A 15,551-nucleotide genomic window follows, 5' to 3' on the forward strand; every position below is an offset into this window, starting at 1 on the left:
ACGCCGGACCCGGGCTGCCGCGTTCATGCCACCACCAGCCGGATACCTCATCACCCCGACCTACCCAAACCATCGACGCGGATCACGCGGACACGTCGAGGGACGTCAGCCTTTCAACCTCTGTAGCCGCAGCAAACGCCGATACTGGCAAGGACGAACCTGGCTCCGACTCGGACGGTGACGTGCAGCGTAGAAAGTTCCTGCGGGGCGCCACGGCCAGCGGCATGGCTGCGCTGCCCGGCATTACGCCACTACTCGACGCGCTGGTCTCTCTACCGATGGCTCACGAGGCCGAGCCGGTTGCCCTGCCCCTCCGGCAGTTCGCCCGCGACGTGGCCGTCACCAAGGCTGCCTATCAGGCATGCCGGTACGAGCAGGTTCTCGGTGGCCTCACAACCCTGCTGCCCGCACTGGGACCGACACGGGCGGAAGCCGAGGGTCATCGACGGACACGGATCGATGCCCTGGCCAGCGACCTGTACCACGTCGTGGGCAGCGTGCTACTCAAGGTCGGTAACCGAGGGATGGCTTTGGTGGCAGCGGAAAAGAGTGCCCAGGCAGGCGCGGCCAGCCAGGAGCCGGTGGCGATGGCAACCAGTGCGCGGATCATGACCCATGCCTTGATGAGCAACGGCCACACCAAGCAGGCGAGAAACCTGGCCGAGAACGTGGCCGGCGCCTTCGAACAGGACACACGCCTCGCGTCCGCCGACCAGGTGGCCGTCTACGGCGCTCTCCTGCTCCGTGGTGCGATCGCCGCCGCGCGCAGTGACGACCGGGACAGCGCACAGACCATGATCGACGAGGCCACCCACGCAGCCGCCCGGCTCGGCTACGACGGCAACGACCGGTGGACCGGCTTCGGCGCCACCAACGTCCTGCTCCACCAGGTCAACATCGCGCTGACCCTGGGCGACGCCGGTACCGCAATCGCCCTCGCCCGCCAGGTGCCACTGGACAAGATCCGCCTCACCGAACGCAAAGCCTCGCTCTTCGTCGACGTGGCACGCGCCTACACCCAGTGGGGACGCTACGAGCACGGCCTGCACGCGTTACGCATCGCGTACGAAGTGGCGCCCGAGGAACTCCGGTGCCGACCAGCGGTCCAGCGCATCGCCGGCGACCTGGCAGCCCTCAGCCGGGGCCACGTCCGCACCGCCGTCGTCGAGTTCGCCCACCACGTCGGGATACCGGTATGACCGCCGGTCACCTACAGATCGTCGTCTGCGGCGCTGGCCCCGCCACAGACGTCACAAGACTGATCGCCACCGCCGAGGGAAGGTCCTGGACGGCGGCGGTCACCGCCACACCGAGCGCCATCGACTTCATCGACGCCCACGCGATCGAGTCGATGACCGGGCACCCGGTCAGGTCCACCTACCAGTCGTCTCCGGGTACTCGCCGTACGCTTCCTGGCGCCGACGCGCTCGTCATCGCCCCCGCCACGTACAACTCCATCAACAAGATCGCCTTCGGCATCGCCGACAACTACGCCATGACCTCGGTCGCCGAACTGATCGGACGCCAAGTGCCGACCGTCATCGTCCCGTTCGTCAACGCCGCCCTGGCCACCCGCGCGCCCTTCCAACGCGCCGTGGCCGACCTCCGCCGCGAACACGTACGCATCCTGCTCGGCGAGTACGACGGCTGGGAACCTCACCCACCGGGCAGCGGCAACGACCGACAGAAAGTCTTCCCCTGGACGGCAGCGTTCGAGACAGCGGCCCGACTCGTCCACAAGTCGCGCCCGGCGGCCGACCATCAGGACTGACGGTAGCGCCTGCTGCTGCCGTCGTGAGTCGTCGACGGCGCCTCACTCCGCGAGGGTGTCCAGGATCTGCTGCCCGTACTTCGCGAGCTTGTTCTCCCCGACGCCGTTGAACCGGGCCAGCTCGGCCAGGCTCGTCGGCGGCTCGGCCGCGATCTGCCGGAGCGTCGCGTCGTGGAAGATGACGTACGCCGGCACCCCCTGCTCCTTGGCGGTCGCCGCCCGCCAGGCCCGGAGCCGTTCGAAGACCGGTTCGGCGGCCGGCGGCAGCGCGACGGCGGCGGCCCCGGCGGCGCGGGGCTTCGCGGACCGGCCGGCGGCGGCCCGGGGCGGCTCGCGGCGCATCATCACCTCGCGCCGCCTGCCGAGTACGTCGCCGCTCGCCTCGGTGAGCACCAGCGTGCCGTAGTCGCCCTCGACCGCCAGCAGTCCCTGGGCGAGCAGTTGCCGGACCACGCCGCGCCACTCGGACTCGGTCAGTTCGGTGCCGATGCCGAAGACGCTCAGTGTGTCGTGCCGGTGCTGGGTTACCTTCTCGGTCCGCCGGCCGAGCAGGATGTCGATGGACTGGCCGGCACCGAACCGCTGGTCGCGCTCGCGGTGCAGCCGCAGCACCGTGGAGAGCAGCTTCTGCGCCGCGACGGTGCCGTCCCAGGACTCGGGCGGGGTCAGGCAGGTGTCGCAGTTGCCGCACGGCCCGCTCTGCTGCCCGAAGTAGTCGAGCAGTTGGATCCGCCGGCACCGCACCGTCTCGCAGAGCGCCAGCATGGCGTCGAGGTGGCTGCCGAGCACCCGGCGCCGGGCCAGGTCGCCGTCGGAACTCTCGATCAACTTGCGCTGCTGCACCACGTCCTGAAGCCCGTACGCCAGCCAGGCGGTCGAGGGCAGGCCGTCCCGACCGGCCCGACCGGTCTCCTGGTAGTAGCCCTCGATGGACTTCGGCAGGTCGAGATGGGCGACGAAGCGTACGTCCGGCTTGTCGATCCCCATCCCGAAGGCGATCGTCGCGACCATCACCAGCCCGTCCTCGCGGAGGAACCGCTGCTGGTTGGCGGCCCGGGTGGGCGCGTCCAGCCCGGCGTGGTACGGCAGTGCCGGGATGCCGTTCTGCACCAGGAACTCGGCGGTCTTCTCCACCGAGGCCCGGGACAGGCAGTAGACGATGCCGGCGTCGCCGGGATGCTCGGTGCGGAGCAGGTCGAGGAGCTGCTTCTTCGGCTCCCGCTTCGGCACGATCCGATACTGGATGTTGGGCCGGTCGAAGCTGGCGACGAAGTGCCGGGCGTCTTTGAGGTTGAGTCGCGCCGCGATCTCGGCGTGGGTCTCCGGGGTGGCGGTGGCGGTCAGCGCGATCCGGGGGACCGCCGGCCACCGTTCGTGCAGCATCGACAGCGCCAGGTAGTCGGGGCGGAAGTCGTGGCCCCACTGGGCGACGCAGTGCGCCTCGTCGATCGCGAAGAGCGCGATCGTGCCCCGGTCGAGCAGCCGGAGCACGTACTCCGAGCGGAGTGCCTCGGGGGCGAGGTAGAGCAGGTCCAGCTCGCCGGCGAGGAAGGCCGTCTCGACCAGCCGCCGGGCGTCGAGGTCCTGGGTGGAGTTGAGGAAGCCGGCGCGTACCCCGAGGGTGGTCAGGGCGTCGACCTGGTCCTGCATCAGCGCGATGAGCGGCGAGATCACCACCGCGACCCCGTCCCGGACCAGCGCCGGGATCTGGTAGCAGAGCGACTTGCCGCCGCCGGTCGGCATCAGCACCAGCGCGTCGCCGCCGCTCACCACCTGATCGATGATCTCGCGCTGCTCGCCTCGGAAGCTGTCGTAGCCGAAGACCCGGCGCAGGGCGTCCAGAGCGTCACCGGTCCGCCGGTCGGCGGCGTCGCCGGTCCGCTGCTCGGTCTCGTCGGTCCGCTGGTCGGTGGGGAGGGCCATCCAGCGGATTCTACGAGGCATCGGACCCGACCGGCGGCGCGGCGCTTCGACGGCGCCGCTCGGCCGGTTCTGACCAGGCGGAAGGGGAACCCGACGGCGCTGTGCCGCTGCCGGGTCACGGAGCGGATGCGTTACGGTTGCCCCGACCACCCCGCAGCGAAGCCGGTGTGAAACCGGCGCTGTCCCGCAACTGTGATGCCCCCGCACCCTGCTCGCCGCCCTCGGGCGGTCCGAGCCGGTGCGGAGGATGAGCCAGGTCGCCTGCGGTGCGGTCGCGGAATGCGCCTTCGAGGAAGGGCGCCCCGTGGACGGGCACAGGCACCTGTCGGCGGAGCACCAGACCTCGTCCGACAGGAGGACCGATGAGACGTACCCCTCGACTGCTGGCCGCGCTGCTGGTCAGCGCGGCGCTGGCCCTGGCCGGCTGCGCCACCGACGACCCCGGCCAGCAGGCACCCCCGAGCGCCAGCGGTGCCAGCTATCCGGTGACGGTCGGCACCCTCACCCTCGACAAGCGCCCCGAGAAGATCGTCGTACTCGGGCCGACCGCCACCGAGATGCTCTTCGCGATCGGCGCGGGCAGCCAGGTCGCCGCCGCCGACGACAACTCGAACTATCCGGCCGAGGCGCCGAAGACGGAGTTGTCGGCGTTCACGCCGAACGCCGAGGCGATCGCCGCGAAGGACCCCGATCTGGTGGTGCTGACCAACGATCTGAACAAGATCGTGGACCAGCTCGGCCAGTTGAAGATCCCGTACTACCTGGCGTCGGCGGCGAAGACGCTGGATGACACGTACCGGCAGATCACCGAACTCGGCACGCTCACCGGGCATCCGAGCGAGGCGGCCGAGCTGGTCGGCCGGATGAGGGGCGACATCGAGAAGCTGGTCGCCGAGGTGCCGCAGCGGGCGGAGAAGCTGAGCTACTTCTACGAACTCGGCCCGGAGTACTACTCGCTGACCAGCAAGACGTTCGTCGGTTCGCTGTTCGGGATGGTCGGGCTGGAGAACATCGCCGACCCGGCCGACGCCGACGGCTCGAAGGGCGGCTATCCGCAGCTCGCCGAGGAGGCGATCATCAACGCCGACCCGGACCTGGTCTTCCTGGCCGACACCAAGTGCTGCCAGCAGTCCGCGCAGACCGTCGCGGCCCGCAAGGGCTGGTCCGGGATGACCGCGGTGAAGCAGAACCAGATCGTCGGGCTCGACGACGACATCGCGTCCCGGTGGGGCCCCCGGGTGGTCGACCTGCTCCGCACGATCGTGGACGCGGTCGCCAAGGTGCCCGCTTGAGCAGAGCCGACGCCCCGGCCCGCCCCGACGTCCCGGTCGTCGCCGGCCGGGGCGCCAGGGGCGGCCGGCCGGCCCGGCCCGCCGGGCTGCGTCGCTGGTGGCTGGTTGCCGGCTTCGTCGCGGTACTGGTCAGCGCGGTGACCGGCATCGCGTTCGGGCCGGTCAGCCTGCCACCGGGCAGCGTCGCGGTCGAGCTGCTCAACCTGATACCGCAAGTGCGCCTGCACAGCGGCCTGAACGAGCGCCAGGTCGCCATCGTCACCGAGCTGCGGCTGCCCCGGGTGGTGCTCGGCCTGCTCGTCGGCGCGATGCTGGCCCTTGCCGGCGGCTGCTACCAGGGCGTCTTCCGCAACCCACTGGCCGACCCGCACCTGCTCGGCGTCGCCGCCGGAGCGGGTCTCGCGGTGACCGCCGTGATCGTGGTACGCGGGGTCACCGGCGCGGACGTCACGGTCGGGCTGCCGGTCACCGTGCCACTGGCCGCGTTCGTCGGCGCGCTCGGCGCGGTCCTGCTCACCTACCTGCTCGGCGCGGCCGGCGGCCGGGACCGCTCCCCGGCCACGCTGATCCTGGCCGGGGTGGCGGTCTCGGCCTTCCTCGCCGCCGGCCAGACCTACCTGTTGCAGCGCAACGCGGAGAGCATCCAGGAGGTCTACTCGTGGATGCTCGGCCGGCTGGCCACGGCGGGCTGGCACGACGTACTGGTGGTGCTGCCGTACGCGGTGTTCACCACCGCCGTGGTGTTGGTGCACCGGCGTGAACTCGACGTACTGGCGCTCGGCGACGACGAGGCGAGCAGCCTCGGACTGCACCCGCAGCGCTCCCGGCTGCTGCTGGTCGCCACCGCCTCGCTGGCCACCGCCGCCGCGGTCTCGGTCTCCGGGTTGATCGGCTTCGTCGGCGTCATCGTCCCGCACGTCGTACGGATGCTGGCCGGGGCGAGCTACCGGGCGATCCTGCCGCTGTCGGTGCTCTTCGGCGGCGCCTTCCTGACCCTGACCGACCTGGCGGCGCGGACCGTCGCCGCGCCGGCCGAGATCCCGATCGGCGTGGTGACGGCGCTGCTCGGCGGCCCGTTCTTCGCCATCGTGCTGCGCACCACCCGGCGGGTGGCGGAATGACCGGCGTCCCGAGCCCGCCGAGCGGCCTCGCCGTCGAGGTGACCGACCTCGGCGTCACATTCGGCAGGGCACCCATCCTGGCCGGGGTGAACCTGTCGGTCCGGACCGGGGAGTGGGTCACCGTGATCGGTCCCAACGGCGCCGGCAAGTCGACCCTGCTCCGCGCGGTCGGCGGGCTGCTGTCGGCCAGCACCGGCTCGGTCTCCCTCTTCGGCACGCCGATCGCCCAGCTCCGCCGCCGGGACCGGGCCCGGATGGTGGCGACGGTGCCGCAGACCCCGGTCGTGCCGGCCGGGATGGCGGTACTCGACTACGTGTTGCTCGGCCGCACCCCGTACGTGCCGCCGCTGGGCCGGGAGTCCGCCGCCGACCTGGCGGCCGCGCACGACGTGCTCGACCGGCTGGACCTGACCGGATTCGCGGCCCGCCCGCTGGCGACGCTCTCCGGTGGCGAGCGGCAGCGGGTCTTCCTGGCCCGGGCGCTGGCCCAGGGCGCCCCGCTGCTGCTGCTCGATGAGCCGACCAGCGCGCTGGACATCGGTCACCAGCAGGAGGTGCTGGAACTCGTCGACCAGCTCCGCGCCGACCACGGGCTGACGGTGCTGGCCACCATGCACGACCTCTCGGTCGCCGGCGAGTACGCCGACCGGATGGTGCTGGTCGCCGCCGGTGCGGTGGCCGCCGACGGCCCACCCCGGGAGGTGCTCACCGACGAGCTGCTCGGTATGCACTACCGGGCCCGGGTCCGGGTGATCGAGGGGGAGCACGGCCCTCTCGTCGTCCCGGTCCGGACCCGGCGGGCCACCTCCCCGGCGGGGGAACGCCGCGACTAGCTGAACCGCCGCCCCTCGTCCCGCCGGTACGCCCAGCCGGCGACCGCGGCCAACAGCACGATCCAGACGCCGAGCATCACCAGCGAGAGCCGGTCGACCGGAAACTCCCCGACGGCCGCCCACATCAGCTCGACCGCTCCCCGGGTCGGCAGGTACGGGGCGATCGCCTCGATGAACCCTGGCGAGCTGCCGGGCGGGAAGAGCAGGCCACCGCCGAAGGCCAGCGGGAAGAAGACCACCTGGGCGACCACGATCGCCGCCTTGCTCGGCAGCGAGTAGCCGATGGCGAGCCCCATCAGGGTGAACGGCACCGCGACCACCACCACGGTGCCGAGCGCGGCCAGGAACGCCGGGCCGGTCACCCGGGCCTCGGTGGCCACCGCCGCGATCACCACCACCGGGAGCAGCGAGATCAGGGTCAGGATCAGGCCGGCGAGGATCCGGCCGGCGAACCGGGGCGCGGCTCCGGCCGGCAGCGTCCGCAGGTACGGATCCCAGGGTTGCGCGCGGTCCTCGGCCACCCCGATGCCGTACTGGAAGATGTTGGTGCTCATCACCGCGAAGGTGACCATCGAGGCGGTGGCGTAGGTGGCCATCACCGGGTCGTCGCCGCTGAACGGCACGACGAAGAAGAGCATCGAGGCGGCCGGGAAGAAGGCGCTACCGACCAGCGCGATGGGGATCCGGATCGTCTCCAGCAGTTGGAATCTGGTGTGCACGAGTGAGAGTCGCACGGTTGGGTCTCCGTCACAGGTCGGCGGTCTGGGCGGGCTGGGGGTGGGACTGCGCCGGGTTCGGCCGCGTCCGGGGGTCGGGCTGTGCCTCGGTGATGGCCAGGAAGGCGTCCTCCAGGCTGCTCGGCCGGATCTCCAGGTCGGCGAAGGAGACGCCGCTGTGCACCAGGTCCCGGACGAGCCGGTCCGCGTCGGTGGTGAGCAGGTGGGTGACGCCGTCGACCCGCTCCACGGCGCGTACTCCGGGCAGGGCCGGCAGTTCCGGGGCGACCAGGCTGACCCGACGGACCCCGACCAGGTCACGGATCGCGGTGACGCTGTCGTCGGCCAGCACCCGGCCGTGGCCGAGCACCACCACCCGGTGTGCCAGTGCCTCGATCTCCTCCAGGTAGTGGCTGCTCAGCAGCACCGTGCCGCCCTCGGCGTGGAACTGGCGGATGCCGTCCCAGAGTTCGCGGCGGGCGGTCACGTCCAGCCCGGTGGTCGGCTCGTCCAGGAAGACGAGCCGGGGACGCCCGACGAAGGCGAGCGCGACCGCCAGCCGGCGCTTCTGCCCGCCGGAGAGCCCACCGGTCTGCCGCCGGACCAGGTCGCCGATGCCGAACCGGCCGAGCAGTTCGGCTCGGGGGACCGGGTCGGTGTAGTGCGCGGAGACGAAGTCGACGACCTCGCCGACCCGCAGGGTCGGCGGCAGCCCGGTCTCCTGCGGCGTCATCCCGATCTGCCGACGGCAGGCCGGGTCGCGGGGGTCGCCGCCGAAGAGTTCGACCCGGCCGGAGCTGACCCGGCGCAACCCGACCAGCAGGTTGAGCAGGGTGCTCTTGCCGGCGCCGTTCGGGCCGAGCAGCCCGACCAGTTCCCCGGCCGGAAGGTCGAGGTCGACCCGGTCGAGGGCGGTGACGTCGCCGTATCGGCGGGTGGCCTGGACGGCGCGGGCGAGAATCATTGCTTCTCCTCGGTCTGTGGCGGGTCGAGCAGGGCGCGGACGGCCAGGGTGTACTCCTCGAAGGCGAACCGGCCGCGTCGGGTGAGTGCGACGAGGGTGGTCGGGGTGCGGCCGTGGTGGGTTTTGACGATCTCGACGTAGCCGGCCTCTTCGAGCTTGCGCAGGTGCACCGAGAGGTTTCCGGCGGTCATCTGGAGGATGTCCTGGAGTCGCGGGAAGGTGATCCGGTCGTTGCCCCGCAGGGTGGCGAGGGTCGCGGTCACCCGTAGCCGGGCCTGCGCGTGGATCACGGGGTCGAGTTCGGGCAGGCCGGTCACGAGTCGCTCCGCGCGCTCCCGCTCGGGGTGCCCGACGCGCCGGCGGCGAGGTTCCGGCCGTGACGCCGGTCGCGCAGCAGGAAGTGGACGCCGGCCACCAGCATCCCGCCACCTCCGGCCACCGAGATCAACAGGGCGTGCCAGCCGGAGCCGGCCACCAGCCCCACGATGTTGATGACGCTGATCCAGACGCCGAGCCGGAACAGGTTGCGGTCCAGCCAGACCGCACCGCCGGCCATGTGCAGGGCGCCGGTGAGCCCGACGGTGACGCCGGCCCAGAGCAGTCCGGCGACGTCCTCGGGCAGGTGGTCGGAGACCTGGCCGAGTGCCGTGCTGACGCTGCTGAACCCGAGGCCCCAGGCCAGGCCGTACCACAGGCCGCGCCGCTGGGAGTCGCCGGTGACCTGACCGTAGGTCCGGCCACCGACGATCCCGGAGGTGATCCCGGCGGCGACCAGCAGGGCGAGCAGGGTGACCAGTGGCAGCCAGCCGGGCAGGTCCACGAAGACCCGGCCGTCCGGCCCGAAGCGCAGGAAGAACAGGCCGAAGCCGATCAGCCAGGCCAGGCCCCAGGGCCAGTAGTACCAGAGCAGGTTGGGGCTCAGCTTGCGGGCCGCCTCGGCCTGCTGCGCGACGATCAGCCGGAGCGCGGCGGCCGGGTCGGGTGGCGGCAGCTCGTCGTGGTGGGCCGGTTCGCCGGTGCGGTTGTCATCAAAGTTCCCAGTCACGTAAACGAGTTTACAACACAAAGTCCATGGCCGCGCCAACCAGGGGTGCGAGCGCGGTGCGGTGCTCCGGCCGTCAGCCGGCGACGTGCGCGCGGGGCAGCGGCCGGTGCAGCACCGCCGTGCCCGGAGCGGCGGTCAGCGGCCCGTTCGCCAGCGGGCCTGCCGGGGTACGGCCCCGGAGGGTCGTCTCCGGTGTCGCCGTACCGCCGAGCGCGGTGAACAGGAAGGCATTCAGCGCCATGCCGATCGGATCGGGCTGCCCCGGTACCCAGTAGTGGGTGGCGTTCAGCGCGACGCTGACCTGGCGGCGCCCGTCGGGCGAGTGCAGCGAGACGGTGTGGTGGCCGAGTACGACACCGTCGTGCCCCCAGACCGGACCGTCCGGCATGGGTGCCGTGAGCAGGCCGAGCCCGTACCGGGCGCCGTCCGGGGCGGCCGGGTCGATCGGAACGGTACGCCGCATCTGCGCCAGTTCGGCCGGGCGAAGCAGCCGGCCACCGAGCAGCCCCCGGAAGAACCGGTTCAGGTCGGCGGTGGTGGAGACGATGTCCCCGACCATCCAGGCCCAGGACATGTTGAAGACGCTGAAGTCCCGCAGCGTTCCGTCGACCCAGGGCACGTACCCGGCCGCGTGTGGCCCGTGGATCCGCGGGTCCGTACCCGGGAAGTAGGTCCGGTGCAGTCCGAGCGGGCGCAACACGCGGCGGGTGATCTCGACGGTGGCCGGTCGCCCGGTGATCCGTTCCAGCAGCAGCCCGGCGAGCACATAGTTGGTGTTCGAGTAGGAGTGCCGCTCGCCCGGCGCGTTGGTCGGCGGTTGGCCCATTCCCATCGCGACCAGCTCCAGCGGCCGGACGGTGGTGTGCTGGTACTTCTCGATGTTCTCCACCGAGCCGAAGATCACGTTGTCGAAGTCGTTGATCCCGCTGGTGTGGTTGAGCAGCATCCGCACGGTCACCCCGGCCGGGGCGAGCCGGGGCAGGTAGCGGCGCAGCGGCGCGTCGAGCCAGAGCCGGCGTTCGGCGACCAGTTGCAGCAGTACCGTCGAGACGAACGTCTTGGTGATGCTGCCGATCCGGTGCTGGAAGTACGGTCGCATCGGCCGGCCGGTGGTCACCTCGGCCACCCCGCTGGCCCCGCGCCAGGTCTCGCGACCGTCGCGCACCTCGGCGAAGACGCCGGGCATCCCGGCGTCGGTGATCGCGCGCAGGGCGTCGCGCAGCGCCCCGTCCGGCAGGGCGTCGCCGGAGCCGGTCCGGGTGGCGCCGGCCGGGCCGGCCAGGGCCGGGGAGGCGCCGGCGGCGAGCGCGGTGGCGGTCAGGGCCGAACCCGCGACGGTACGCAGGAAGTCGCGGCGGGACTGGTGTGCACGGTACGCGGACAAGTGTCCTCCCCAGGTCGAGGCTGGTCGGTTCCCTTTGGATTCTGCCCCGCCCCGGGCGCCGGCTCGTCCACTTCGGTGCCGAGGTACGACTCGACACCGTGGACGAGCCGGCCGCCCCGCCCTCCACCGACCGGCTCCCCCGTGAGGTGGAGCCGGAAAATGTGACGCCCCGGTCACAGGGGTGCGGGCAGCGGCTCGCTGTGCAGCACCGCGAGCCGGGACACCGCCCGGGTCAGCACCACGTAGAGCCGGTGCAGGCCGCGCGGTTCGGCCGCCACGATCCGGGCCGGCTCGACGACGATCACGTGGTCGTACTCCAGGCCCTTCGCCAGGGTCGCCGGCACGACCGTGACCCGGGCCGCCGCCTCCACCTCGTCGGCGCTCGCGGTCGGGATCCCGGCACCGGCCAGCGCGGCGCGCAGCCCGGCCGCCTCGGCCTCGGCGGCGATCACCGCGATCGAACCGTCGTGGGCCAGCGCCGCCCGCACCTCGGCCACCGTCGCCGCCGGCAGGTCGGCCACGGTACGGATGTCCAGCGCGCCGTCCGAGCGCAGCGACTCGGCCGGCGGTACGTCCACGGCCAGTGCCGGCAGCAGCCGGTTGGCCAGCGCCACCACCGCCGCCGGTACCCGGAACCCGATGGTGAGCGGCACCACCGAGGCGTCCGGCTTGCCGAGGTGCCGCAGCGACTCCCGCCAGTCGGTGGCGGCCCACGGGGCGGTGCCCTGGGCGAGGTCGCCGAGGAGGGTGAGCGAGCCGTGCTCGCTGCGCCGGGCGATCACCCGGCACTGCATCGGGGAGAGATCCTGCGCCTCGTCGACCACCACGTGCCCGAAGCTGGGCAGCCGCTCGACCAGCCCGGCCGCCTCGTCGACCAGTACGGCGTCGGCGGCGGTCCACTTCGTCGCCCTTGCCGTGCGGGGCGGCTTCGGCCAGGTCAGCAACGCCTGCTCGGCCTCGCTGAGCAGTCCGTCGGCGGTGGCCGCCAGCGCCTCCGGGTCGGCCAGCAGCCGGTGCAGCAGCCCGTCCGGGGTGACCGCCGGCCAGCAGTGATCGAGAAACTCGGTGACCGGCTTGCACCGGCCCATCCGGCGCAGCCAGCCATCGCCGGGGGAGTCGCCCCGACGGGCCTCCGACTGCCGTTGCAGCAGCCCGACCACCCGGGCCCGGACCCGCTCCCGGCCGGTGGCGTACGGCAGCCCCTCCCGGCGGGCCTCCTCGACGATCCGGCGCAGCGCCTCCGCCGTCACCCGCCACCGGTACGAGCCGTCGGAGACCACGATCGGCTCCTCCGGCGCCCGCACCTGCCGGGCCAGGGCCCGGCGCAGCACCTCGGCCATCCGGGGATCGTGCTTCAGCGCGGCGGTGGCCGGTGGGTCCACCGCCCGGACCGGGGTGCCGAGCAGGTCCTCCACGGTCGCCTGGGTCACCTCCACCTCGCCGAGCGCCGGCAGCACCGCCGAGATGTACGACAGGAACGCCCGGTTCGGCCCGACGACGAGTACCCCGGACCGGCGCAGCCGCTCCCGGTGCAGGTAGAGCAGGTAGGCGGCCCGGTGCAGCCCGACCGCCGTCTTCCCGGTCCCCGGTGCACCCTGCACGCAGATCGAGTCGGCCAGCTCGGCCCGGACCAGCTCGTCCTGTTCCGGCTGGATGGTGGCGACGATGTCCCGCATCGGCCCGACCCGGGGACGTTCGATCTCGGCGGTGAGGATCCGGCTCGCGGTGCCGTACTCCTCGCCCCGGTCGAGGTGTTCGTCCTCGAAGCTGGTGAGCTGGCCGGCGCCGAAGCCGAACCGCCGCCGGACCCGCACCCCCTGCGGGTCGCGGGCGCTGGCCCGGTAGAACGAGCGGGAGATCGGGGCCCGCCAGTCCAGCACCATCGGCTCGCCGGCCGGGTCGGTGACGTGCCGCCGCCCGATGTGGTGACTCGCGTCGGCGAAGTCGAGGCGGCCGAAGAAGAGCGGGGTGTTCGGGTCGTCGGCGAGTTCGGCGACCCGCCGGGAGAGGGTCCGGCCGAGCGTCTCGGCCGCGTACGCGTCACCGGCCACGTCCTGGCCGGTCGCGAAGAGTGACTCGGCGTGCTCCCGCATCCGCCGCAGGGCGGCCCGGGAGGCGGCCAGGTGTGCGCGTTCGTACTCCAGGTCGGTGTCGAGGTCCTGTGCGGGCATGCTGGTATCCCATCGGCGCGTCAGCGCGTCGGTTGCTCGCTCGCGTGTCCGGGGGCGGATGGCCGGCTCCCGGCGCGGGGACGTCCGCTGCGGTGCTTTCTCACCTCGGCCGTCAAGCGGCCAGCCAGCCTACCTGCGGCTCGGTTCCCGTTCCACCGAGTTTCATCCGCCGCGCCGGCCGGACCGCCGGCCGGGTGTGCTCGCCAGCATGTCGCCTGGAGTGAAGGTGCGGACCTCCGGGTGGTTGGCCAGCGTCTCGTCGCCACCGCCGCGTGACCAGAACCCGAAGGTCAGGCCGGCCGGTCCGGGTGGCGGCAGGTGGCCGGCCCGGCGCCGCAGGTCCGTCAGGTCGCGCAGGGTGAGCGGCTTGGCCTGCCACCGGGCCTCGCCGACGAGTACGGGATCGTCGCCGGCCCGGCCGAGTACGTCGATCTCCACGGTCTCGTCCTTCCACCAGCGGCCGACCACCGTTTCGGCGGGCAGCGCACCCGTGGCCACCAGGCGCTGGGCGTGATCCCGGGCCGCCGCCTCGAACACCCGCGCGACGTGCGTCTGCCACCGCCCCCAGGTGCGTCGCCGGACCGCGGGCCCCTGACCGCCGTCGATCAGGTCGGCGTCGTCGCGCAGCACGGCGAACCAGTATGCGAGGTAGTCGTCGGCGATCTCGTACAGCGGATCGGCCGAGCTGCCCGCGCCGACCGGGCGTACCGCTCGGACGTAGCCGGCTCGGCGTAGCCGGTCGAGGGTGTAGTCGATCCGTTGCTGGGCCCGGCCGGCGATCCGGGACCGTCGCCGAGCGCCTCCGCCCATCGCGGTCAGCACCCGCTCGTAGCCGCCCCGCCAGTCGAGGTCCTCGGAGAGGATGTCCGGCGCGTCGCGCAGCAGCAGGCCGCCGGGGGTGAAGGCCAACTCGTGCAGGTTCTCCTCTGTGGAGCGCCGTGCCGACCACCGGCTCAGGTGCAGCGGGTAGCCGCCGCAGGCCGCGTACGCCTCGAGGAACTGTTCGGGCGCCAGGTCGGGCAGGAAGGCCCTGGCGTCCAGCAGCGGGAACGGATCCATCCGGCGCTCGACGCCGGCCCGCCGGTGCAGCCCGCCCTGCGGGCCGAGCATCTGCTCCATCAACGCGACCGCCGACCCGGAGAGCACCAGCAGAAACCGCTGGTCGCGGACGTGGTTCTCCCAGACGGCGGAGACGGTGTCGGCGAAGTCGGCGTGCCCGCCGGTCAGCCGGGGCGCCTCGTCGAGCACCACGAGCAGCGGATCGGTGCGGGCCAGTCGGGCGACGAACCGCAGTGCGGCCTCCCAGTCGGGGAAGGTCGTCGGGGCCAGATCGGCCACCTCGTCGCCGAGCTGCTCGCGCAGCGCCTCGGCGAACCGGCGGAGCTGCCGGTCGTCGGCGTCCTGCCGGGTGGCGGTGAAGTAGACCGCTCGCTTGTCCCTGGCAAAGTGAGTGAGCAGGTACGTCTTGCCGACCCGGCGGCGGCCCCAGACCACCGCCAGCTCGGGATGTCCCTCAGTGGCCCGCTGCCAGGCTGAGGTCAGCTCGGCCAGTTCGGCCGCCCGTCCCACGATCGGCATGCGGCCAGCCTACTACAAACTGTTTGTAGCACTGGCTGGTTGTAGTACAAACAGTTTGTAGTAGGCCGCCGGCGTCGGCTCCCCGGTGCGCCCGGGTCGTTGCCACCGGCCGGCCCGGAGGCGGAATCATTGGCGCATGACCGAGCAGCCCGTCGAGCAGCGGCCGATGATGATCAGCGATCCGCAGGTGATGCGGGCCCTGGCGCACCCGGCCCGGCTGGGCATCATGGAGCACCTGACCACGACCGGGACGGCGGTCACCGCGACTGAGTGCGCCGAGATCGTCGGTCTGTCGCCGAGCGCGGTCAGCTACCACCTGCGGGAGCTGGCGAAGTTCGGCCTGGTCGAGCAGGCGCCGAGCCGGGGCGACGCCCGTGAGCGGCTCTGGCGCAGCAGCGTCGGCTCGTGGGGGGTGGAGGTCGGCCAGGACGCGTCGCCGGAGGCGCGGGCCGCCCAGGAGACCCTGATCGAGGTGTACGCCGCCCGCGACATGGCCCGGGTCCGGGACTGGGCGCGACGGTTCGGCGAGGAGTCGAAGGAGTGGTACGACGCGGCCCAGTACGGCAGCGCGGTGCTGATGCTGACCGCCGAGGAGCTGACGGAGCTGAACGGCCGGATCCGCGAGCTGATGCGGCCGTACCGGCGGCGGGAGCGGGTCGGGCCGCCCGAGGGCTCCCGCCCGGTGATGGTCCACTACGCGGCGCTGCCGATGGAGTGAATCCGGCCCAGGCCGGGCCGGGGTTGCGTACGGCA

Annotated in this window: 14 protein-coding genes and 1 riboswitch; of the genes, 6 read left to right on the forward strand and 8 right to left on the reverse strand. The window is 72.5% G+C overall.

The window, feature by feature from the left end; translation table 11 throughout:
* The first annotated feature begins 71 nt into the window (after positions 1 to 71).
* Positions 72 to 1,199, forward strand: coding sequence for a hypothetical protein (locus tag ABNF97_RS20420; RefSeq protein WP_502930530.1), 1,128 nt, complete (start codon positions 72 to 74; stop codon positions 1,197 to 1,199).
* Positions 1,196 to 1,771, forward strand: coding sequence for a flavoprotein (locus ABNF97_RS20425; RefSeq protein ID WP_130461590.1), 576 nt, complete (start codon positions 1,196 to 1,198; stop codon positions 1,769 to 1,771). Before ABNF97_RS20420 ends, ABNF97_RS20425 begins: the two co-directional genes overlap by 4 nt.
* Positions 1,772 to 1,813: 42 nt before the next feature.
* Here the strand turns inward: ABNF97_RS20425 and recQ are convergent, their stop codons facing one another.
* Positions 1,814 to 3,694, reverse strand: coding sequence for a DNA helicase RecQ (gene recQ, locus ABNF97_RS20430; protein ID WP_130461591.1), 1,881 nt, complete (start codon positions 3,692 to 3,694; stop codon positions 1,814 to 1,816).
* A 161-nt stretch (positions 3,695 to 3,855) separates the two neighbouring features.
* Positions 3,856 to 3,951: riboswitch (cobalamin riboswitch) on the forward strand.
* Between the two features lie 105 nt (positions 3,952 to 4,056).
* Between recQ and ABNF97_RS20435 the strand changes: the two genes are divergently transcribed.
* From ABNF97_RS20435 to ABNF97_RS20445, 3 genes are all read left to right on the forward strand, one after another.
* Positions 4,057 to 4,986 (forward strand): ABC transporter substrate-binding protein, encoded by a 930-nt coding sequence (locus tag ABNF97_RS20435; RefSeq protein WP_130461592.1) that lies wholly within the window; start codon positions 4,057 to 4,059, stop codon positions 4,984 to 4,986.
* 86 nt (positions 4,987 to 5,072) lie between these two features.
* The gene (locus tag ABNF97_RS20440) at positions 5,073 to 6,107 is read left to right on the forward strand and encodes a FecCD family ABC transporter permease (protein ID WP_349339511.1); all 1,035 of its coding nucleotides are present in this window, start codon (positions 5,073 to 5,075) and stop codon (positions 6,105 to 6,107) included.
* Positions 6,104 to 6,940, forward strand: coding sequence for an ATP-binding cassette domain-containing protein (locus tag ABNF97_RS20445; protein WP_130461593.1), 837 nt, complete (start codon positions 6,104 to 6,106; stop codon positions 6,938 to 6,940). Before ABNF97_RS20440 ends, ABNF97_RS20445 begins: the two co-directional genes overlap by 4 nt.
* Here the strand turns inward: ABNF97_RS20445 and ABNF97_RS20450 are convergent.
* The 7 genes from ABNF97_RS20450 to ABNF97_RS20480 form a co-directional block, all read right to left on the reverse strand.
* The gene (locus ABNF97_RS20450; protein ID WP_130461594.1) at positions 6,937 to 7,674 is read right to left on the reverse strand and encodes an ABC transporter permease; all 738 of its coding nucleotides are present in this window, start codon (positions 7,672 to 7,674) and stop codon (positions 6,937 to 6,939) included. The two genes, ABNF97_RS20445 and ABNF97_RS20450, sit on opposite strands and share 4 nt — an antisense overlap.
* 13 nt (positions 7,675 to 7,687) lie before the next feature.
* A complete protein-coding gene (locus ABNF97_RS20455) occupies positions 7,688 to 8,620 on the reverse strand; it encodes an ATP-binding cassette domain-containing protein (RefSeq protein ID WP_130461595.1) in 933 nt (310 codons plus the stop codon).
* Positions 8,617 to 8,937: a transcriptional regulator gene (locus ABNF97_RS20460; RefSeq protein WP_130461596.1), complete on the reverse strand. Its 321-nt coding sequence runs from the start codon at positions 8,935 to 8,937 to the stop codon at positions 8,617 to 8,619. Before ABNF97_RS20460 ends, ABNF97_RS20455 begins: the two co-directional genes overlap by 4 nt.
* Positions 8,934 to 9,665, reverse strand: coding sequence for a transporter (locus ABNF97_RS20465; RefSeq protein WP_207230440.1), 732 nt, complete (start codon positions 9,663 to 9,665; stop codon positions 8,934 to 8,936). Before ABNF97_RS20465 ends, ABNF97_RS20460 begins: the two co-directional genes overlap by 4 nt.
* Before the next feature lie 73 nt (positions 9,666 to 9,738).
* Positions 9,739 to 10,887, reverse strand: coding sequence for a serine hydrolase domain-containing protein (locus ABNF97_RS20470; protein ID WP_502930531.1), 1,149 nt, complete (start codon positions 10,885 to 10,887; stop codon positions 9,739 to 9,741).
* A gap of 335 nt (positions 10,888 to 11,222) precedes the next feature.
* Complete coding sequence (locus ABNF97_RS20475; RefSeq protein ID WP_349339442.1) at positions 11,223 to 13,220, reverse strand: HelD family protein; 1,998 nt, start codon at positions 13,218 to 13,220, stop codon at positions 11,223 to 11,225.
* Between the two features lie 162 nt (positions 13,221 to 13,382).
* On the reverse strand, positions 13,383 to 14,798 hold the full coding sequence (locus tag ABNF97_RS20480) for an ATP-binding protein (protein WP_130461599.1): 1,416 nt from the start codon (positions 14,796 to 14,798) through the stop codon (positions 13,383 to 13,385).
* Positions 14,799 to 14,934: 136 nt separating this feature from the next.
* On the opposite strand from ABNF97_RS20480, the gene ABNF97_RS20485 reads away from it, so the two are divergent.
* Positions 14,935 to 15,516, forward strand: coding sequence for an ArsR/SmtB family transcription factor (locus ABNF97_RS20485; RefSeq protein ID WP_349339443.1), 582 nt, complete (start codon positions 14,935 to 14,937; stop codon positions 15,514 to 15,516).
* Positions 15,517 to 15,551: the final 35 nt, after the last annotated feature.

The sequence above is a fragment of the Plantactinospora sp. B6F1 genome (assembly GCF_040120695.1).
Taxonomy (GTDB): domain Bacteria; phylum Actinomycetota; class Actinomycetes; order Mycobacteriales; family Micromonosporaceae; genus Plantactinospora.